Origin of the sequence: Allobosea sp. LjRoot90, assembly GCF_964254315.1 — a bacterium.
Taxonomy (GTDB): Bacteria; Pseudomonadota; Alphaproteobacteria; order Rhizobiales; family Beijerinckiaceae; genus Allobosea.
This window is the reverse complement of the sequence record NZ_CAXUTF020000004.1, coordinates 258,802-277,724: the sequence shown is the minus strand read 5'-3', so window position 1 is coordinate 277,724 and position 18,923 is coordinate 258,802. Positions and strand designations below refer to the sequence as shown.

At 66.8% G+C, this 18,923-nt stretch carries 21 protein-coding genes; 13 read left to right on the top strand and 8 right to left on the bottom strand.

The features are described from left to right. Window positions 1-107: 107 nt before the first annotated feature. The 3 genes from ACSQ3M_RS16755 to ACSQ3M_RS16745 all read left to right on the top strand — a co-directional run bounded on the left by ACSQ3M_RS16755 (window position 108) and on the right by ACSQ3M_RS16745 (window position 2,556). Complete coding sequence (locus ACSQ3M_RS16755; RefSeq protein ID WP_436151203.1) at window positions 108-893, top strand: 3-hydroxybutyrate dehydrogenase; 786 nt, start codon at window positions 108-110, stop codon at window positions 891-893. Continuing rightward, window positions 890-1,957 (top strand): patatin-like phospholipase family protein, encoded by a 1,068-nt coding sequence (locus tag ACSQ3M_RS16750; protein WP_436092766.1) that lies wholly within the window; start codon window positions 890-892, stop codon window positions 1,955-1,957. The genes ACSQ3M_RS16755 and ACSQ3M_RS16750 overlap by 4 nt, the downstream gene beginning before the upstream one ends. Window positions 1,958-2,340: 383 nt before the next feature. Beyond that, the gene (locus tag ACSQ3M_RS16745; RefSeq protein ID WP_436151202.1) at window positions 2,341-2,556 is read left to right on the top strand and encodes a DUF1059 domain-containing protein; all 216 of its coding nucleotides are present in this window, start codon (window positions 2,341-2,343) and stop codon (window positions 2,554-2,556) included. Window positions 2,557-2,573: 17 nt separating this feature from the next. Here the strand turns inward: ACSQ3M_RS16745 and ACSQ3M_RS16740 are convergent, their stop codons facing one another. Both ACSQ3M_RS16740 and ACSQ3M_RS16735 read right to left on the bottom strand, forming a co-directional pair. Then, window positions 2,574-3,236 carry a class I SAM-dependent methyltransferase gene (locus tag ACSQ3M_RS16740; protein ID WP_436151543.1) on the bottom strand — a complete coding sequence of 221 codons (663 nt, stop codon included), beginning with the start codon at window positions 3,234-3,236 and terminating at the stop codon, window positions 2,574-2,576. 5 nt (window positions 3,237-3,241) lie between these two features. Further along, on the bottom strand, window positions 3,242-4,405 hold the full coding sequence (locus tag ACSQ3M_RS16735; RefSeq protein ID WP_436151542.1) for a glycosyltransferase family 4 protein: 1,164 nt from the start codon (window positions 4,403-4,405) through the stop codon (window positions 3,242-3,244). Window positions 4,406-4,537: 132 nt separating this feature from the next. Here ACSQ3M_RS16735 and ACSQ3M_RS16730 point away from each other — a divergent pair, with 132 nt between their 5' ends. Then, window positions 4,538-5,962: a M20 family metallopeptidase gene (locus ACSQ3M_RS16730; protein ID WP_436151201.1), complete on the top strand. Its 1,425-nt coding sequence runs from the start codon at window positions 4,538-4,540 to the stop codon at window positions 5,960-5,962. A gap of 79 nt (window positions 5,963-6,041) precedes the next feature. On the opposite strand, the gene ACSQ3M_RS16725 is transcribed toward ACSQ3M_RS16730, so the two are convergent. Next, entirely contained in the window at window positions 6,042-6,356 is a 315-nt protein-coding gene (locus ACSQ3M_RS16725; RefSeq protein ID WP_436151200.1) for a hypothetical protein, read from the bottom strand. Between the two features lie 198 nt (window positions 6,357-6,554). On the opposite strand from ACSQ3M_RS16725, the gene ACSQ3M_RS16720 reads away from it, so the two are divergent. Continuing rightward, window positions 6,555-7,079: a hypothetical protein gene (locus ACSQ3M_RS16720; protein ID WP_436151199.1), complete on the top strand. Its 525-nt coding sequence runs from the start codon at window positions 6,555-6,557 to the stop codon at window positions 7,077-7,079. Between the two features lie 4 nt (window positions 7,080-7,083). Here ACSQ3M_RS16720 and ACSQ3M_RS16715 read toward each other — a convergent pair whose 3' ends face one another. The 5 genes from ACSQ3M_RS16715 to rpsU all read right to left on the bottom strand — a co-directional run bounded on the left by ACSQ3M_RS16715 (window position 7,084) and on the right by rpsU (window position 11,202). After that, window positions 7,084-8,403: a TRAP transporter large permease gene (locus ACSQ3M_RS16715; protein ID WP_436151541.1), complete on the bottom strand. Its 1,320-nt coding sequence runs from the start codon at window positions 8,401-8,403 to the stop codon at window positions 7,084-7,086. 8 nt (window positions 8,404-8,411) lie between these two features. Continuing rightward, a complete protein-coding gene (locus ACSQ3M_RS16710; RefSeq protein ID WP_436151198.1) occupies window positions 8,412-9,005 on the bottom strand; it encodes a TRAP transporter small permease subunit in 594 nt (197 codons plus the stop codon). Between the two features lie 83 nt (window positions 9,006-9,088). Further along, window positions 9,089-10,204 carry a TRAP transporter substrate-binding protein gene (locus tag ACSQ3M_RS16705; protein ID WP_436151197.1) on the bottom strand — a complete coding sequence of 372 codons (1,116 nt, stop codon included), beginning with the start codon at window positions 10,202-10,204 and terminating at the stop codon, window positions 9,089-9,091. A 277-nt stretch (window positions 10,205-10,481) separates the two neighbouring features. Then, window positions 10,482-10,856 (bottom strand): DUF6481 family protein, encoded by a 375-nt coding sequence (locus ACSQ3M_RS16700; protein WP_436151196.1) that lies wholly within the window; start codon window positions 10,854-10,856, stop codon window positions 10,482-10,484. A gap of 82 nt (window positions 10,857-10,938) precedes the next feature. Beyond that, the gene (gene rpsU / locus ACSQ3M_RS16695) at window positions 10,939-11,202 is read right to left on the bottom strand and encodes a 30S ribosomal protein S21 (protein WP_110489825.1); all 264 of its coding nucleotides are present in this window, start codon (window positions 11,200-11,202) and stop codon (window positions 10,939-10,941) included. 211 nt (window positions 11,203-11,413) lie between these two features. Here rpsU and ACSQ3M_RS16690 point away from each other — a divergent pair, with 211 nt between their 5' ends. The 8 genes from ACSQ3M_RS16690 to ACSQ3M_RS16655 all read left to right on the top strand — a co-directional run bounded on the left by ACSQ3M_RS16690 (window position 11,414) and on the right by ACSQ3M_RS16655 (window position 18,886). Continuing rightward, window positions 11,414-12,001 carry a hypothetical protein gene (locus ACSQ3M_RS16690; RefSeq protein WP_436151195.1) on the top strand — a complete coding sequence of 196 codons (588 nt, stop codon included), beginning with the start codon at window positions 11,414-11,416 and terminating at the stop codon, window positions 11,999-12,001. A 118-nt stretch (window positions 12,002-12,119) separates the two neighbouring features. After that, on the top strand, window positions 12,120-13,259 hold the full coding sequence (gene proB, locus ACSQ3M_RS16685; RefSeq protein WP_436151194.1) for a glutamate 5-kinase: 1,140 nt from the start codon (window positions 12,120-12,122) through the stop codon (window positions 13,257-13,259). 84 nt (window positions 13,260-13,343) lie between these two features. Beyond that, complete coding sequence (locus ACSQ3M_RS16680; protein ID WP_436151540.1) at window positions 13,344-14,585, top strand: glutamate-5-semialdehyde dehydrogenase; 1,242 nt, start codon at window positions 13,344-13,346, stop codon at window positions 14,583-14,585. Next, a complete protein-coding gene (locus ACSQ3M_RS16675; protein WP_284172514.1) occupies window positions 14,582-15,193 on the top strand; it encodes a nicotinate-nucleotide adenylyltransferase in 612 nt (203 codons plus the stop codon). The genes ACSQ3M_RS16680 and ACSQ3M_RS16675 overlap by 4 nt, the downstream gene beginning before the upstream one ends. A gap of 98 nt (window positions 15,194-15,291) precedes the next feature. Next, window positions 15,292-15,672 carry a ribosome silencing factor gene (gene rsfS / locus ACSQ3M_RS16670; protein WP_436151539.1) on the top strand — a complete coding sequence of 127 codons (381 nt, stop codon included), beginning with the start codon at window positions 15,292-15,294 and terminating at the stop codon, window positions 15,670-15,672. Window positions 15,673-15,684: 12 nt separating this feature from the next. Continuing rightward, window positions 15,685-16,167, top strand: coding sequence for a 23S rRNA (pseudouridine(1915)-N(3))-methyltransferase RlmH (gene rlmH / locus ACSQ3M_RS16665; protein ID WP_436151193.1), 483 nt, complete (start codon window positions 15,685-15,687; stop codon window positions 16,165-16,167). Continuing rightward, the gene (locus tag ACSQ3M_RS16660) at window positions 16,164-17,531 is read left to right on the top strand and encodes a murein hydrolase activator EnvC family protein (protein ID WP_436151192.1); all 1,368 of its coding nucleotides are present in this window, start codon (window positions 16,164-16,166) and stop codon (window positions 17,529-17,531) included. The genes rlmH and ACSQ3M_RS16660 overlap by 4 nt, the downstream gene beginning before the upstream one ends. Beyond that, on the top strand, window positions 17,531-18,886 hold the full coding sequence (locus tag ACSQ3M_RS16655) for a S41 family peptidase (RefSeq protein ID WP_436151191.1): 1,356 nt from the start codon (window positions 17,531-17,533) through the stop codon (window positions 18,884-18,886). The genes ACSQ3M_RS16660 and ACSQ3M_RS16655 overlap by 1 nt, the downstream gene beginning before the upstream one ends. Window positions 18,887-18,923 lie beyond the last annotated feature (37 nt).

Genomic DNA, 18,923 nt, shown 5'->3' with positions numbered 1-18,923 from the left:
AATAGCACATCGGGCACCGTCCTGGTGACCGACGCTCCCTCGCTGGCGCAATGCCAGCCTCCGCCGGTAAGTTAAGCGTTCTCAGCCCAAATGTCAGGAGCCGCCCCATGTTCCTCAAGGACCGTACCGCCCTCATCACCGGCTCCACCTCCGGCATCGGCCTCGCCTATGCCCGCGCGCTCGCCGCAGAGGGTGCCAATGTCGTGATCAACGGCTTCGGCGAAGCGGACGCGATCGAGAAGGAGCGCGCCGGCATCGAGACCGACTTCAAGGTCAAGGCGCGCTACTCGGCCGCCAACATGATGAAGCCGGACGAGATCGCCGCCATGGTCGCCGACGCCGAAAAGGAGTTCGGCGCGATCGACATCCTCGTCAACAATGCCGGCATCCAGCATGTCGCCCCGGTCGACGAGTTCCCGATCGAGAAATGGGACCAGATCATCGCGATCAACCTGTCCTCGGCCTTCCACGCCACCCGCGCCGCTTTGCCGAAGATGAAGGCGAAGGGCTGGGGCCGGATCATCAACACCGCCTCCGCCCACGCCTTCGTCGCCTCGCCGTTCAAATCGGCCTATGTCGCCGCCAAGCACGGCATCGCCGGCTTCACCAAGACGGTGGCGCTCGAGGTCGCGACCAACGGCATCACCGTCAACGCGATCGCCCCCGGCTATGTCTGGACGCCTCTCGTCGAGAAGCAGATCCCCGACACGATGAAGGCCCGCAACATGACCAAGGAGCAGGTCATCAGCGACGTGCTCTTGCTGGCGCAGCCGACCAAGGAGTTCGTCACCGTCGAGCAGGTCGCCGCGCTCGCCATCTTCCTCTGCACCGACGCGGCCAAGTCGATCACCGGCACGACGCTGCCGATGGATGGCGGCTGGACCGCGGCATGACCGGCCGCAAGCGCCGGCGCGTTCCCCAGGTCAAGGGCCTGGCGGGCCCCAAGGCCGAGAAGTCGGTCAACCTCGCGCTCCAGGGCGGCGGCGCGCACGGCGCCTTCACCTGGGGGGTGCTCGACGCGATCCTCGCCGATGGCCGCCTCGCCATCGAGGCGATGACCGGCGCCAGCGCCGGCGCGATGAACGCGGTGGTGCTGACCGAGGGCTGGCTCGACGGCGGCATCGACGGCGCCCGCACCGCATTGGAGAATTTCTGGCGCCGGATCAGCGTCGACGGCAAATATGGCGGCTCGGAACGCTCGCTGCTCGACACCATGCTCGGCGCCTGGACGGATGGACGCCCGCCGGGGCTGATCTGGTTCGAGCTCTTGTCGAAGGTGGCGAGCCCCTACGACGTCAATCCGCTCAACATCAATCCGCTGCGCGGCGTGATCGCCGACCTGATCGACTTCGACAAGGTCCAGGGCTGCGCCGACGTCAACCTGTTCATCTCGGCGACCAATGTCCGCACCGGCAAGATCAAGATCTTCACCCGCGAGGAGCTGACCGCCGACCATCTCATGGCCTCAGCCTGCCTGCCGATGTTGTTCCAGGCGGTCGAGATCGACGGGCAGGCCTATTGGGATGGCGGCTATATGGGCAATCCGCCGCTCTTCCCGCTGTTCTACGAGGCCAGCGGCGACGATATCATGCTGGTGCAGATCAACCCGCTCGAGCGCCGCGAACTGCCGACCAATGCCCGGGCGATCCAGGACCGCCTCAACGAGGTCACCTTCAACGCCTCGCTGCTGCGCGAACTGCGCGCCATCGACTTCGTCAACCGCCTGCTCGACGACGGCAAGCTCTCGACCGGCGACTACAAGCGCGTGCTGATGCACCGGATCGATGGCGGCCTGCCGCTGGCGCAGCTGACCTCCTCGTCACGCCTCAACTCCGAATGGAGCTTCCTGCTCAGCCTGCGCGACATGGGCCGCACTGCCGCAAAGCGATGGCTCAAGCGCAACTACGCGGCGATTGGGGTGCAGGGCACATTGGATTTGAAAGAGGCGATCTCGTAGGGGCGGAGCCCCGCACAGCGAAGGCTCGAGCTTCGCCAGCCTGGCCGCGGGCCGGCAATCTCAGCTCAGTAATGTTTAGCAGGTGTATGCCGCTGATTGAAGCGCAGCGACATCAGCGTGCAGGAAGCCTTGGAATTGTAAGGAGGCGATTTCACAGGACATGAAGCCGCAGATGAGGAGGAGGCTGCTGCCAGCCCATCTCGGACATCGTCAGGGGTCTACTCAGCGAGCCCAGCGGTCGATGGCGCAATAGACCGAATAGTCACGCTTGCCGCCATCCTCGGGCTGCATATCGCTTTTGCGGCAATCGCGCCTGGGCTTATTGTGGACCAAGCAGCCCTTCGACTTGAAGGGTGCCGGATCTTCCAATCGAGGAGGACGCCATGGGACGCAAATTCATCGACTGCCGTGAATTTCCGAGCGAGATGAACTGCTCAATCGCGATCGGCGCCGATACCGAGGGCGAACTGCTGGAGGTGGCCGTCCAACATGCCGTTACGGTTCACGGGCATCAAGATACGCCGGAATTGCGGGATCAAATCAGGAGCGTCATCAAAGACGGCATTCCCCCGGAGAAAGCGCCAAGCCGGGCCGCCTGAGCGAGAGCTTCCGCCCCCTAGCGCCCTTCGCCCGCCAACCGCCACACCGAGCTCTTCTTGATCTCGGCATCCTCCAGCGCCCGCGTCACCGGCACTTGATAGCTCGCGACCTCGGTGAGCCTGTCCTTGGGCAGGTAGCTGCGGCCGGGATCGCCGATCAGCACGGTGGCGCCGCGCTGCGACAGGCCCGAGAGCCAGTCGATCACCTGCGCCGCCAGCTCGCGCTCATAGCAGATGTCGCCGGCGAGAATGACCTCCCAGCCCTGGTCGAGGCCAACGAGATCGTCGAGACGCGCTTCGACGGAAACCCCGTTCGCCTCGGCATTGAGGCCGATCGCAGCCGCTGCGAACGCATCGATATCGGCGGCGATCACCTGCGCCGCCCCTGCCTTCGCCGCAGCGATGGCGACAAGGCCGGAGCCGCTGGCGAAATCGAGCACGCGCCGGCCGCGGACGATTTCGGGATGGTCGAGGATGTAGCGCGCCAGCGCCTGCCCGCCGGCCCAGGCGAAGGCCCAGAATGGCGGCGGCAGGCCGATCGTCGCCAGCTCGTCCTCGGTTTTCTGCCAGAGCTCGGTCGCTTCCTCGGCCACATGCAGCGAAATCTCCGGCGCATGCGGCACCGGCAGCAGCCTTGTATGGCGGCGAATGAAGGCCAGGCGATCGCTTCTCGCGTCCACCTCGCTCACGCAACCAGATCCGCCTGGTGCTGCCCGAGCAGGGAACGGTAGAGCGCCTTCACCCCGTCCATGACATCACGCTCGGTATAGCCGGCGAGCAGGCGCTCACGCGCACTCGTTCCCATGCGCTCGACCTGGCCAGGCGAGGCCGCGAGCGTCACCAGCGCCTGCGCCAGGGCGGCGATATCGTTGGCCGGCACGACGAAGCCGTCCTGGCCGGTGCGGACGAAGGAGCGGCAGCCGGGCACGTCGGTGGTCAAAAGTGCCCGCCCGCAGGCGGCGCCTTCCAGCAAAGTGCGTGGCAAGCCCTCGCCGCCGCGCGAGGGCAGGCAGCAGACATGGTGCTTGCGCCAGACATCCTCGATATCGCGCGTCGGTCCGGCCCAGCTGATCCCCGGCCGCGCCGACCATTCCCGCAAGGTCGCCTCCGGCACCGCCTTGGGGTTGGAGGGGTCGGGCGCGCCGTGCAGCGTCAGCTCGACGCGCGCGCCCTGCTTGCGCGCCAGCGTCACCGCCTCGACCGCGAGGTCGACACCCTTCGACCACAACATGCGCGCGACGAGCGCGACCTTGAGCGGTGGCTGCAGCGGCATCGGCTCGGGCATCAGGATCAGCGGATCGACCCCGGCGCCGCCGACGATCGCGACCTTTCCGGCATCGGCCGGATCGAGCCCGAGCGTCACGGGATCGTCGGGATTCTCGAACAGGAAGCGCACCTGCGGCCCGTCGATCGCCTCGCGCAGCCAGAACCGCGTCGCCAGCCGCGCCGCATCGGCGACGGCACCCTCGCGCGCGCCGAGGAAACCGAGCCCGGTCAGTGCGTAGACCCTGCGCTCGACCCCCGCGAGCCGCCCGGCGAGGCCGGCGAGCGCGATCGGCTTCAGCGCGATGCAGTGCAGAATGTCGGGACGCTCCCGCTCGATCAGGCGCTTCAGGGCCGTGGTCTGCTTAACCAGCGCGACCGGCGAGAGCGAGCGCCGCTCCGCCTCGAGCGCGATCAGCCTCGCGCCGGTCGCCTCGATCGCGCGCCTGTGGTTGCGCTCCCTCGCGATTACGGCAACGTCGAGACCCATCTCGCCCGCTGCCCGCGCCATCGGCAGGAAATGCGAAGCGAAGAACCAGTCCTCGGTGGCGACAAAAAGCAGCTTCTGGCGGGCCATGCCGCGCATCAGGCCGATGCCGCCGGGAAAATCAAGCGCCAAGGACAGTGCCGGGCAGGGCTGCCATGCCCTGCGGTTGCTGGACGCAAGGCGCCACGCTTGCGAGAAAGGGACGAAAGCTCACCGATAGCGAGACGGACAATGGACAATCGCAACGACCTCTGGCGCCATGTCGACGCCAACAAGCAGCGCTTCATCGAGCTGAGCGACCGGGTCTGGGCCATTCCCGAGGTCTGCTACACCGAGAAGCGCTCGGTCGCCGAGCATGTCGCCGAGCTGCAGCATCAGGGCTTCCGCGTCACCGAGAATGTCGCCGACATCCCGACCGCGGTGGTCGGCGAAGCCGGCGAAGGCGGCCCGGTCATCGCCTTCCTCGGCGAATACGACGCGCTGCCGGGCCTGAGCCAGGAGGCTGGCGTCGCCAAGCATAGCGAGATCGAGACCGGCGGCCACGGCCATGGCTGCGGCCACAACCTGCTCGGCTCGGCTGCCCTGCTGGCGGCGACGGCGATGAAGGACTGGCTTGCCGAAAACAAGCTGCCCGGCCGCGTCCGCTATTATGGCTGCCCGGCCGAGGAAGGCGGCGCTGCCAAGGCCTTCATGGTTCGTGCCGGCGCCTTCAAGGATGCCGACATCGCCATTTCCTGGCACCCGAGCAGCTTCTGGGAGGTGACGCCGCCGCTCTCGCTGGCCAACACCCGCGCCGACTTCATCTTCACCGGCCGCGCCTCGCATGCCGCCGCCTCGCCCGAGCTCGGCCGCAGCGCCCTCGACGCCGTCGAGCTGATGAGCGTCGGCGTCAACTACATGCGCGAGCACATGCCTAGCGATGCCCGCGTCCACTACGCTCTGCTCGACACCGGCGGCATTGCTCCCAACGTCGTCCAGGCCCATGCCCGCGTGCGCTATTCGATCCGCGCCCGCGATCTACCCGGCATGCTCGAGCTTGTCGGCCGCGTCAAAAAGATCGCCGAGGGCGCGGCGCTGATGACCGAGACGACGGTCGAGGTGAAGATCGTCAGCGCCGTCTCCAACGTCGTCGGCAACGGTCCGCTGGAGCAGGCGCTGCAGGGCATCATGGAGGATCTCGGGCCGCCGCATTTCGACGACGCCGACAAGGAGTTCGCCAGGCAGATCCGCTCGACCTTGTCGCAGAAGGACATCGCCGCCGTCTGGCGCGCGATCGGCCTGTCGAAGACCGATGCCGAGCTCGCCGATTTCACCGTGCCGCTCGATGCACCCCGCAACCCGGCGATCGGCTCGACCGATGTCGGCGATGTCAGCTGGGTCGTCCCGACCGTGCAGGCGCATGCTCCGACCGTCGCGATCGGCACGCCCTTCCACACCTGGCAGGTGGTGGCGCAGGGCAAGATGCCGGCGGCGCACAAGGCGATGATCCAGGTCGCCAAGGCGATGGCGGCGACCGGCGCAGCCGTGCTGACCGATCCCCAGCTGATGGCGGCGGCCAAGGCCGATTTCCAGAAGCGGGTCGCCGCGGATGGCGGCTATACCTCGCCGGTCCCGCCCGAGGTGAAGCCGCCGCTGACCATGTCGACCGGCGGCTGATCCGCTAAAAGCACGAAAAAGGCCCGCCGGGCGAACCGGCGGGCTAGGATGTCGGGCCGGGGAGGAAGGCCCTGAAAACTCAGTAATAGGTGCGGCAGACGCGGCGGGTGCCGACGTATTCGCCGTAGTAGTTGACGCGGTCGACGAGCTGGCAGCGGCGGACCGGGGCGGGGCCGTAGGCGTAAGCCGGGGCATAACCGTCATCGTAGCCATAGGCCGGGCCGCTGGCAGCGCCGGCGGCAAGGGCGCCGAGGGCGAGCGCGCCAACGATGCCGGCTCCGATCGCGGCGCCGCGATAATAGCGCGGGCGCGCCTCGGCATCAGCGGCGAAAACGGAAGCGCCCAGCGCCAAAGCGGCGACGGCGGCGGCGAAGCTCTTCTTGGTGCGGGTCATGTTCATTCTCCGAATGGATAGCCGGGTGGCGAACTGTTCGCCATGCTGCGGACTTGTCGGTCGCAGGACCGGAATCGCGCGGTTCGCATAAAAAATTCTCGAAATGCCGTTGGGTTCCCGCGAGCCGAGGCTGCGATGGCTTGCTCACATGGGCCGGATGTCGTCGGATCAACCGCATCTGGACGGAGAAATAGCGCCATGACGATCGGACGGCTCGCTCTCGCCATCGGCTTTGCAACCCTGCTCGCAGCGCCCCTGCGCGCGGAGCAGTGGACGAGCAGCTACACGGCCCACGACTATGCCAAATGCCGCAACAAGGGCAATGGCGACCCGGTCTCGGTGCATCGCTGCCCCGGCAAGGCAGGCTTCACCGTGACCTGGACCGCCGACGACGATTCATCGGCAGTCGAGTTCGGCGCCAAGGCGCTGCAGGAGACGATCTCGGACAAGGCTGTCTTCTTCGAGGTCGGCAAGACGATCGAATGGCGTGGGCCGAAGGGTAAGCGGCCCCAGGCGGCGATCCTGCGTTATGCGACCGGCGCGAGCGTCGGCAAGCTCGATGGCAGCCGGCTCGTCGTCTACCGGCTCGCGCCCGATGGTGCCTCCTGCATCATCGGCAGCGTCGATGCCCGCAAGCCGGACGCCAATAACTCAGCTCGCCGTCTCGCCGACGGGAAGGCCGAGGGCTTCCGTTGCGGGCAGGACGCCCGCTCCGAAGATTGAGAGCTCAGCCGTAGAGATATTTCGGCAGCCAGAGCGCGATGCCGGGGAAGACGTAGACCAGCACCATCGCCACCAGCACGATCCAGAGGAAGGGCATCACGCCCGAGAAGATCTGGTTGATGGTGACGTGCGGCGGCGCGATGCCCTTCAGATAGAACGGCGCCATCGCCACCGGCGGCGACAGGAACGAGGTCTGGATGTTCAAGGCGATCAGGATGCCGAAGAACAGCGGGTCGATCTTGAAGAACTCCAGCAACGGCAGGAAGATCGGCACGAAGATCACGATGATCTCGGTCCATTCCAGCGGCCAGCCGAGCACGAAGATGATCAGTTGCGCCACGATCAGGAACATCGTCGGCGACAGGTTGAGCGCCGTTACCAGGTTCTTGATCGGCTCGTGACCGCCGAGGATGGCGAAGATCGACGAGAAGATGAAGGAGCCGACGAAGAGCCAGCAGACCATCGCCGAGGTCCGCGCCGTCAGGATCACCGACTCCTTGACCTTGGTGAAGGAGAGCGAGCGGTAGGCCGCGGCCAGGATCAGGCTGCCGAGCGAGCCGATCGCGGCTGCCTCGGTCGGTGTCGCCAGGCCGAAGAAGATCGCGCCCAGCACCGACATGATCAGGATGGTGAGCGGAAAGAAGCTGGTCAGCAGCGCCCAGACCACCGTCGTCCACGGCACGTCGGTCTGCTCCTTCGGCAGCTTCGGCGCCAGCGCCGGGTTGAGCCAGCAGCGGATCAGCACATAGAGCATGTAGAGCCCGGCGAGCAGCAGACCGGGGAACAGCGCACCCGCATAGAGCTTCGGCACGGAGACGCCGGCGGTCGCGCCGTAGAGAATCAGCATCACCGAGGGCGGGATCAGGATGCCGAGGCAGCCGCCGGCGCAGACGACGCCGGCCGAGAGCTTGACGTCGTAGCCGGCGCGCAGCATCGCCGGAAAGGCGAGCAGCCCCATCAGCGTCACCACCGCGCCGACGATGCCGGTCGCGGTCGCGAAGATCGCGCAGGTCGCCAATGTCGCGATGGCGAGCGAGCCCGGCACATTGCCGAGCGCGAGCTGGATCGAGTGGAACAGCTTGTCGAGGATGTTCGCCCGCTCGATGATATAGCCCATGAAGATGAAGAGCGGAATCGAGACCAGGACGTCGTTGGCCATCACCGAATAGGTGCGCTGGACCACCAGGTTGAAGACGATGTCGCCCATCGCCCAGTAGCCGAAACCGACGCCGAGAGCCATCAGCGTGAAGGCGATCGGGAAGCCGAGCATGATGAAAAAGATGAACAGGACGAGCATCAGCACGCCCAGTTCCGGATTGCCCATGCCCAGCATCAGATCGCTTTCCCCGCATCGGGCGCGCCCTGCGCAGCCGCGGCCTGTTCGAGAATGAGCTTCTCGGTTTCCTCGACATCGTGCAGCCGCTGCGGCCACTCCCCGGTGCGCAGGCAGATGATGCAGCGCGCCACCTCGGCTAACCCCTGCAGCGTCATCAGCACGCCGGCGATCGGGATCAGCGACTTGAAATGATAGAGCGGCGGCCCGTTCGGCGAGTTCGAGGAATGCTCGCCGATCATCCAGGAGAAAGCCGCGAATTTGTAACCCGCCCAGGCCAGCGCGATGATGCCCGGGAAGAAGAAGAGAAAATAGAGCGCGAGGTCGAGCCTGGCCTGCGTCCGCGGGCTCCACTCGCGGTAGAGGAAATCGCCACGGACATGGGCGTTGCGGGCGAGCGCATAGGGGCCGGCCAGCATGAACAGCGTGCCATAGAGAATGTAGCTGACGTCGAACGCCCATTCGGTCGGCGCACGCAGCACGTAGCGGGCGAAGACCTCGTAGCTGATCGCCAGGGTCAGGATCAGGATCGTCCAGCCGGCGAGCTTGCCGATGGCCGTGTTGAACTTGTCGATCGCCAGGATCAGTCCCATGCGCGCCTGCTGCTGCTTCTCGGGCAAAGAGCGCCCGCCACCGGGGACGATGGCGGGCGCGGCGTTGTCGAGGGCGACGGCCTTCAGGTCTTGAAGAAGTGGTTGAAGGCGAGGTCGCGTGAGGGTTCGTTGACGCGCTGATAGGAAACGGTGCGCTTGACCCAGTCCTTCTGGCTGTCGACCACCTTCTTGAAGAACGGGCTCTCGCCGCCGAGCTTCTCCAGCACCTTGTCCCAGGCGGCGAGCTGCGCCTTGAGGATCGGCTCCGGCGTCGCGACGATGTTGACGCCCTTGGCCCGCAGCATCTCGAGATCCTTGGAGTAGCGGTCGAGCGCCTTCCAGATCATGTCGGAGGAGGCCGACTCGGCCGAGTACTTCACGATCGCCTTCAGCTCGGGCGAGAGCGCGTCGAATTTGGTCTTGTTGAAGAGCAGTTCGAAGCTCTCCGCCGCCTGATGGTAGCTCTGCAGCATGTAGACCTTGGCGACGTCCTGGAAGCCGAGCATCGAATCCGAGGACGGATTATTGAACTCGGCCCCGTCGATGACGCCGCGCTCCAGCGCCGGCACGATCTCGCCGCCGGCGAGGATGGTGACGGCCGCGCCCATCTCGCGCATCAAGTCGGCGGCGAGCCCGACGGTGCGGTATTTCAGGCCCTTGAAGTCGTCGGCCGTCTTCAACTCCTTCTTGAACCAGCCGAGCGGCTGGCACGGCATCGGCCCGGAGAAGAAGCCGACGAGGTTGAGCTTGAGCTGGGTTTGGACGAGGTCGTTGTAGAGGTCGTAGCCGCCGCCATAGTTCATCCAGCCGAGGAAGTTGGTGGCGTCCCAGCCGAGCGCCGGCGGCGTGCCGAACAGCGAGAAGGCTTTGTTCTTGCCGTACCAGTAGGCCGAAACACCATGGCCGCCATCGAGGATGCCGGCTGCGACCGCGTCCTGCATCTGGAAGGCCGGCACGACAGCGCCGGCGGCGAGCACGTCGACCTTGAGCCGCCCGCCCGACATGTCGTTGATGCGCTTGGCAAAGTCGCTGGCGAATTCGTGGAAAATGTCCTTGGTTGGCCAGGTCGACTGGAATTTCCAGGTCACGGTCTGCGCCCGGCTGACCTGCGGCATGGCGATTGCGCCTGCGCCTGCGAGCCCGGCCACTTTCAGGAAATTGCGCCTATTGGCGCGTGTCTTCGTCGCTTCGGACGTCATGGTTCTCTCCCCGGAGAAACGGCGCCGTTGAAGCCGGCGTGTATTGTTTGCAGCTCTGATGGCCGCCAGCCCTCAGAGTTTCGGCCGCACGGGGAGATAGCAAGCGTGGAAGTCGTTGCACTTTAGTTGCAGGCGCAAGGGATAATGTTCCCAAGGGAACGAGTGCTGTTCCCCTGCGGAAAGAAACGGCATGGCGAACGCCTATGCGCCAAAGAAAACGGCGCCGCACAAGTGCGGCGCCGCCATCGATCGGACGAGTCTGATCGAGAATTCGTGTTCAGCGGCGCTTACCGGCGACCCGCATCTCCATATACTGCACGGCTTCGAGCAGCACGCGGCGCGGCCGCTCGGCATCACGCTTGGCCTGCTCGGCCTTGCGCTGCACCTCGCGCTCGATCTCGGCCTGACGCTCGGCCTCCTCCTGGGCTGCGCGCTCCAGGGCAGCGAGGCGCTCGGCTTCCAAGCGCTCAGCTTCCTTCTTGGCATCGCGCTCGGCCCGCGCGACGGCGATCGCCTCGCGCTCAGCCCGACGCTGCACCATCACCGGATCGTCCGGCCCTGGACGCTTCTTGAAGCGCTCAAGCAGGGCCTTCTTCGCACTGGCCGAATTGGCCTGGCGATCGGTGAAATGGCGGTCGTTCGGATTCTTCAAGGTTGGCCTTCTGGAGTTGCTCGGGTGAAAATGCCGCCCGCGCGCTTCAGATAGTGCAGCGCGCGAGGTTTTTGTAGTGAAATCAGCGCGGGGCGGCTGCGCCGGCAGCGCGGGGCTTGAGCACCTTCGGCTTCGGCGCCGCGATCAGGCCTTCGCGCTGGGCCTGCTTGCGGGCGAGCTTGCGGGCGCGGCGGACGGCCTCGGCCTTTTCGCGGGCGCGCTGCTCGGACGGCTTCTCATAGGAAGCGCGACGCTTCATCTCGCGGAACACGCCTTCGCGCTGCAATTTCTTCTTAAGAACGCGAATGGCCTGATCGACATTGTTGTCGCGCACGAGAACCTGCATCCGTGTCTCCAGCTTTGCAGGATGGAAGGAAAAAGGGCCAGGCTGAGCCCGACCCTTGATGAATTGTGCGCCCCGGTAACAGAATTCAGCGGCCAGCGCCACCCCTGTTGTGCCTCGTCTCACGCATGGCGAACCCGCATCCCCTTGCGCCCCTTGGCATGGCACGGCCTGCCATGCACCCTTCCGCCTCCCTTCGATCACGCCGGACGCCATGGATCCGCAAGCCGCCAACGAGCTCTTTCCCCATATCCGCGTCGTCATCGGCATGGTGGTCGGCCTCGGCATCACGCGGCTGCTCACCGGCCTCGCCCGGCTGATCCAGCACCCGAAGCGCTATCGCCTCTCGGCGATTCATCTGCTGTGGGTCTTTTCCCTGCTCGTTGAGCTCGCCTTGTTCTGGTGGTGGGAGTTCGCGCTGTCCCGGCTGCCGAGCCTGACCTTCGGCACCTTCATCTTCCTGATCGTCTACGCGCTGACACTCTTCCTGCTCTGTGCACTGCTGTTCCCGGACGATCTCGACGAATATGCCGATTACGAGGACTATTTCCTCAACCGCAGGCGCTGGTTCTTCGGCCTCTTCGCGCTGACCTTCGTCCTCGACGTCGTCGATACCGCGATCAAGGGCTCCGAGCGCTGGAGCCATTACAGCGCCGATTATCTCGTCCAGGTCCCGCTCGGCCTCGGGCTCTGCCTGCTTGCCTCGCTCTTCGCCAACAAGCGCCTGCAGCTCGCAACGGCGTTGCTCCACATCGCCTACCAGGCCTACTGGATCGTCCGGGTGCTCGGCGCGCCGGTCTGACGCGCCTCTACCACAGGGGGCGCAGCGGCAATGCGCCCGCGCTGCTTTACAATGCCGGCGATTTGGCCAAGGAACGGCGACAGGCACTGTCTTGCCCGCCTTGAAGCCCGGTCCCGCCGTGAACCTGCCTGCCCTCGATCAGTTCCGCCGCATCGTCGTCAAGGTCGGATCCTCCCTGCTCGTCGACCGGGCGCAGGGGCGCCTGCGCCATGCCTGGCTCGCCGCGCTCGCCGAGGACCTCGCCGAACTGCACGGCCGCGGCGCCGATGTGCTCGTCGTCTCCTCCGGTGCGATCGCGCTCGGCCGCACCGTGCTGAAATTGCCGGCCGGCCCGCTCAAGCTCGAGGAAAGCCAAGCCTCCGCCGCGATCGGCCAGATCGCGCTGGCGCGCAATTGGTCGGAAGCGCTCGGCCATCACGGACTCAATGCCGGCCAGATCCTGCTGACGCTCGCCGACACCGAAGAGCGCCGACGCTATCTCAATGCGCGTGCGACGCTCGGCCGGCTGCTCGACCTGCGCGCCGTCCCTGTGATCAACGAGAACGACACCGTCGCCACCTCCGAGATCCGCTATGGCGACAATGACCGGCTCGCCGCCCGCGTCGCCACCATGGCCGGCGCCGATCTCCTGGTGCTGTTTTCCGACATCGACGGGCTCTACACCGCCCCGCCTCTGTCCAGCCCGGACGCCAAGCACATTCCGGTCATCCCGGCGATCACGCCTGCGATCGAGGCGATGGCCGGCGGCGCCGCCTCCGAGCTTTCGCGTGGCGGCATGCGCACCAAGATCGAGGCCGGCAAGATCGCGACCGCCGGCGGCGCCCATATGCTGATCGCCGACGGCCGCTCCAAGAACCCGCTGCGCGCTGTCGCAGAAGGCGCCCGCTGCTCCTGGTTCCTCAGTGCTTCCACCCCCGCCACGGCGCGCAAGACCTGGATCGCCGGCTCGCTCGAGCCGCGCGGCACGCTCCATGTCGACGACGGCGCCGCCCGGGCGCTGCGCGGCGGCGCAAGCCTGCTGCCGGTCGGCGTGACCCGGATCGAAGGCGCCTTCAGCCGCGGCGATGCCGTGGTGATCCGCGCCGGCGACGGCAGCGAGCTCGGCCGCGGCCTCGTCGCCTATGATGCGGAGGAGGCGGCGCGCGTGCTCGGCAAGGCCTCGCGCGATATCGAGGCAGTGCTCGGCTATCCCGGCCGCGCCGAGATGATTCACCGGGACGACATGGCGCTGCGCCTCGGCTACGATCCGGGCAAGTGAGGAAACTTCAGGCCCATAATGACCAGCGAAAGCGCCCGGCGCGTGCCCGCGCCTGACAACGAGAACGGCGGCGTCGCCGCGCTGATGAGCGCGCTCGGCCGGGGCGCTCGCGCCGCGGCGCGTCGGGTCGGCACGTCGTCGGCTGAGCAGCGTAACCGCGCGCTCACCGCGATGGCGGCGACCCTGCGCGAGCGCGCGCCGGCGATCCTTGCCGCCAATCGTCAGGATCTTGCTGATGGGCAGGCAGCCGGCCTCGCCGCCTCCTTTATCGACCGGCTTACCCTTGATGAGGCCCGCCTGGAGGCGATCGCCCAGGCCGTCGCCGATATTGCGACCCTGCCCGACCCGGTCGGCCGCGTGCTGGCGAGCTGGACGCAGCCCAATGGCTTGTTCTTCGAGCGCGTCGCGACTCCGCTCGGCGTCGTCGCCGTGATCTTCGAGAGCCGGCCCAACGTCACGGCCGATGCCGGCGCGCTCTGCCTGAAGAGCGGCAATGTCGCGATCCTGCGCGCCGGCTCCGACAGCTTCCGGACATCGAGCGAGATCGCCGCCGCCATGCAGGACGGGCTTACCGCCGCCGGCCTGCCGCGCGAGGCGATCCAGCTCGTGCCGAGCCGCGACCGCGCCGCCGTCGGCGAGATCCTCACGGGGCTCAATGGCACGATCGACGTGGTCGTGCCGCGCGGCGGCAAGAGTCTCGTTGCGCGGGTGCAGAAGGAAGCGCGCGTGCCGGTCTTCGCCCATCTCGACGGCAACTGCCATGTCTATGTCCATGGCGAAGCCGATCTCGACATGGCCCGCTCTATCCTGCTCAACGCCAAGCTGCGCCGTACCGGAGTCTGCGGTGCCGCTGAGACTCTCCTGGTCGACGAAGCCTGCGCCACAACGCACCTGAAGCCGCTCGTCACCGCCCTGCTCGACGAAGGCTGCGCCGTGCGCGGCGATATGGCGGCGCTAGGCATCGATCCGCGCGTCACACCGGCGAGCGAGGAAGACTGGCGCACCGAATATCTCGACCGCATCATCGCGGTGAAGGTGGTTCCTGGCCTCGACGCCGCGATCACCCATATCGAGACCTACGGCTCGCACCACACCGACGCGATCGTGACGGGGGACGAGGCCGCTGCCGCCCGTTTCCTCGCCGAAGTCGATTCGGCGATCGTCCTGCACAACGCCTCGACCCAGTTCGCCGATGGCGGCGAGTTCGGCTTCGGTGCCGAGATCGGCATCGCCACCGGTCGCATGCATGCGCGCGGGCCCGTCGGGGTCGAGCAGCTCTGCTCCTTCAAATATCGGGTCCATGGCCGAGGTCAGGTCCGCCCGTGAGCGCCGAGGAGCTGCGCCTGCCGCCGCACGCGCCCGGTTTGCGCATCGGGCTGTTCGGCGGCACCTTTAACCCGGCCCATGACGGCCACCGCATGGCGAGCTTGACCGCTCTGCGCCGGCTCCAGCTCGACCGGGTCTGGTGGCTGGTCACGCCCGGCAACCCTTTGAAGGACAACCACGCCTTGCCGCCGCTCACGCAGCGCATCGCGACGGCCCGGGCGCTCGCCAATCACGGCCACATCAATGTCACTGGCATCGAGGCGACCCTGCGCACCCGCTACACCGCCGACACGCTGCGCCAGCTGAAGCGCCGCTGCCCCGGCGTGCGCTTCGTCTGGATCATGGGGTCGGACAATCTGGCGAATTTCCATCATTGGAACGAATGGCGCGCCATCGCCAGGATGATGCCGATCGCGGTGATCGACCGCCCGGGCTCGACCCTCCATTCGGTCGCATCCCCCGCCGCCAACTGGATGGCGCGCTGGCGTTTGCCGGAGAATCAAGGGGCAGCCTTGCCGGTGCGCACGCCGCCGGCCTGGATCTTCCTGCACGGCCGGCGCTCCGAGCTATCCTCGACCTATCTGCGCGAGCTCGCCGAAAACAATTGAATTTCACCCCCCCGGCGCTTAAATTGCGCCATTGCGCGGTGAGCGCGCTGTCACGTGAGGATACGACTCTGGACCGTCAATCGATCGGCGAAGCTGCCATCACGCCGCTTCCCCCGGCTGCCCTGACCGACAACCCGGCCGCGTCCAGCATTGCGCTCGCGCTCCAGGTCCTGGACGACATGAAGGCCGAGGACGCCACCGTGATCGATCTGGTCGGCAAGACCTCACTGGCCGACGCCATGATCATCGCTTCCGGCCGGGTCAACCGCCATGTCGGCTCGATCTCCGACAGCCTCGTCGAAGCCTTCAAGAAGGCCGGCCACGAGACGCCGAAGGTCGAGGGCTTCCCCGCTTGCGACTGGGTCCTGATCGATACCGGGGACCTGATCATCCACATCTTCCGGCCGGAAGTGCGCCAGTTCTACAATCTCGAGAAGATGTGGGGCGCCGATCGGCCGCGCGAGCGCCTTGACGGCTGAGCCCTAGTTTTCGTGCGCCTTTCGGTCATCGCCGTCGGCCGCCTCAAGGATGGGCCGGAGCGCGATCTTTGCGCCCGTTATCAGGAACGCGCCCAGGGCCTTGCCCGCGGGCTTGGCCTGAGCGGGCCTGATGTCGTCGAACTCGCCGAAAGCCGCGGCCGCCGCACCGAGGAGCGCCGCCGCGACGAGGCCAGACTGATCGCGGAGCGCTTGCCGCCTTCCGGGCTCGTCATCGCCCTGGACGAGCGCGGCAAGAGCCTGGACAGCGACGCGTTCGCCACTCGGCTCGCTACCGCGCGCGACGCCGGAACTCCGGCCGCGACCCTGCTGATCGGCGGCGCCGACGGGCTCGATACCGAGCTGCGCGAGCGTGCCACGCTGGTACTTTCGTTCGGTGCGCTGACCATTCCGCACCAGATCGTCCGGGCTCTCGTGCTCGAACAGCTCTATCGGGCGATGACGATCATGGCCGGCCACCCCTATCATCGGGCATGACCCGCCTGTCCCGGCTGATTCGGATTTCGCGCACACTCCGGCCCTGGCCGGCGCTGCTTTGCGCCTGTCTCGCTGCCGGCGCTGTCCTGGCCCAGACGGCTCCCGCCCCTGATTCGGAGCAGACCGCCCGCGAGACCGAGCAGAAACGCGAGGAGAAGCGTGCCCGCGAGGCCGAGCTCAAGGCGATCGAGGACCGGCTCGCCGGCAGCGCCGAGGCCCGCGCCAGGCTGGAAGCCGAGATCGCCGGCATCCGCGCCGACCGCACCAAGCTGAACCAGGCCCTGCTCGACACCACCGCCCGCACGCAAGGCGCCGAAGGCCGCATCGGGGGGCTCGAACAGCGCCTTTCCTTGCTGCAGACCAGCGAAACCGCGATCCGGCGCTCGCTGGAAAGCCGACGCGGCCTGATCGGCGAGGTGCTCGCCGCGCTCCAGCGCATCGGCCGCCGGCCGCCTCCGGCGGTGCTGGTCCGGCCGGAGGATATCCTTGAAGCGGTGCGCGCCTCGATGCTGCTTGGCGCGGTCGTGCCCGATCTGCGCCAGGAGATCGCGATTCTCGGCACCGATCTCGGCGAGCTGGTGCGTCTGCGCGAGCGCATCGCCGAAGAGCGCAAGGCGATCGCCGGCGAGATGGAGGGATTGGCCGGCGAGCGCCAGCGCCTGGCATCGCTGATCGAGGCCAGGCGCGTCCGCGAGGCGAGCGCCACACAGGACATCGAGACGCAGCGTGCCGCCGGCAGTGAGCTCGCGGGACAGGCCAGGACCCTGCGCGACCTCGTCGAACGTATCGAGAAGGACATCTCTTCCACCACCCGCGCCGCCGAAGCCGCCCGCCGGGCGATCGAGGCCGAGACGCAGGAGCAACGCCAGCGCATGGCGCAGCTCGCCTTCCGCGACCCTGCCCGGCTCGCCCCCAAGGCGGCCTTCCAGGAATTGCGCGGTATGCTGCCCTTGCCGGTCGCGGGTTCACAATTGCGTGGATTCGGTGCAACTGACGACGTTGGCGGCGCCGCTCGCGGAATTTCGCTTTCAACCCGGCGCAATGCCGTGGTTTCGTCACCTTCCGATGGCTGGGTGGTCTACGCTGGGCCGTTCCGCTCTTTTGGCCAACTCTTGATCCTCAATGCCGGCAATGGTTACTATGTTCTTCTGGCGGGCATGCAGCGCATCGATGTTTCGTTGAACCAGTTTGTGCTGGCGGGAGAGCCGATCGCGGTAATGGGCGAGACCGCGGAAGCGGCTGCGACGAATGTGGGAGCGGGGACCGGCGAGCCGGTCCTTTATGTCGAATTCAGGAAAGACGGCGTCTCGATCGATCCGACGCCGTGGTGGACGAAATCGCAAGGCGAAAAGGTTCGCGGATGATGCGCAAGGTTTCTCTCGTTCTGGTCGGCGCCATCGCCGGCGCGGGGCTCACTGGTGTCGCGACGCAGACGAGGCTGTTCTCCTCGACCAGCGCGGTCGCGGCTTCGGCCGAGGTCTATCGCAGCCTCAATCTGTTCGGCGACATCTTCGAGAAGATCCGCACCGACTATGTCGAGAAGCCGGATGAGCAGAAGCTGATCGAGGCCGCCATCAACGGCATGGTCTCCTCGCTCGATCCGCACTCGGCTTATCTCGATGCCAAGAGCTTCCGCGACATGGACATCGACATGCGCGGCCAGTTCGGCGGGCTCGGCATCGAGGTCACCATGGAGGACGGCGTCCTCAAGGTCGCCAAGCCGATTCGCGACACGCCCGCCTCGAAGGCGGGCATCCTCGCCGGCGACATGATCCGCCAGATCGATGGCGACGAGGTCAAGGGCCTGAGCCTCAACCAGGCCGTCGAGAAGATGCGCGGCATCATCAACACGCAGGTGAAACTCAAGATCGAGCGCCCCGGCAAGACCGAGCCGCTGGAATTCACCCTGACCCGGTCCAACATCGTCGTGCCGGCGGTCGAGGAACGCGTCGAGAACGATGTCGGCTATGTCCGCATCGGCACCTTCAGCGAGCAGACCTATGAGGGCCTGCGCAAGGCGCTCGACAAGGTCAATGCCGAGATCGGCTTCGACAAGGTCAAGGGCTACGTCATCGACCTGCGCAACAACCGCGGCGGTCGCCTCGACCAGTCGGTTCTGGTCTCCGACGCCTTCCTCGAGCGCGGCAAGATCGTCTCGACGCGCGGCCGCAACGCCGAGGAGACCCAGGTCTTCAACGCCAAGTCGGGCGACCTGGCCAAGGGCAAGCCGGTCGTCGTGCTGATCAACGGCTCCTCCGCCTCCGCCGCCGAGATCGTCGCTGGCGCCCTGCAGGACCACAAGCGCGCCACCGTCATGGGCTCGCGCTCCTTCGGCAAGGGCTCGGTGCAGACCGTCATCCGCCTCGGCGACAATGGCGGCCTGCGACTGACCACGGCGCGCTACTACACCCCGTCCGGCAACTCGATCCAGGCCAAGGGCATCACGCCCGACATCGAGATCATCCAGGACGTGCCCACCGAGCTGAAGGACAAGGCCGAGAATAAGGGTGAGGCCTCGCTCAAGGGCCATCTCCGCAATGGCGACGGCAAGGAGGAACAGGCCGGCTCGCCGTCCTATGTTCCGATCGATCCGACCAAGGACACCCAGCTCGCCGCGGCGCTCAACCTGCTGCGTGGCAAGAAGGACGTGGCATCGCCCGCCACTCCGGCTCCCGCTCCGACACCTGCGCCCGCTCCGGAGGCCGGCAAGTCGGACTGAGCAAGTCCGACTGAGCCGCTGGACTTCCCGTCCGGTA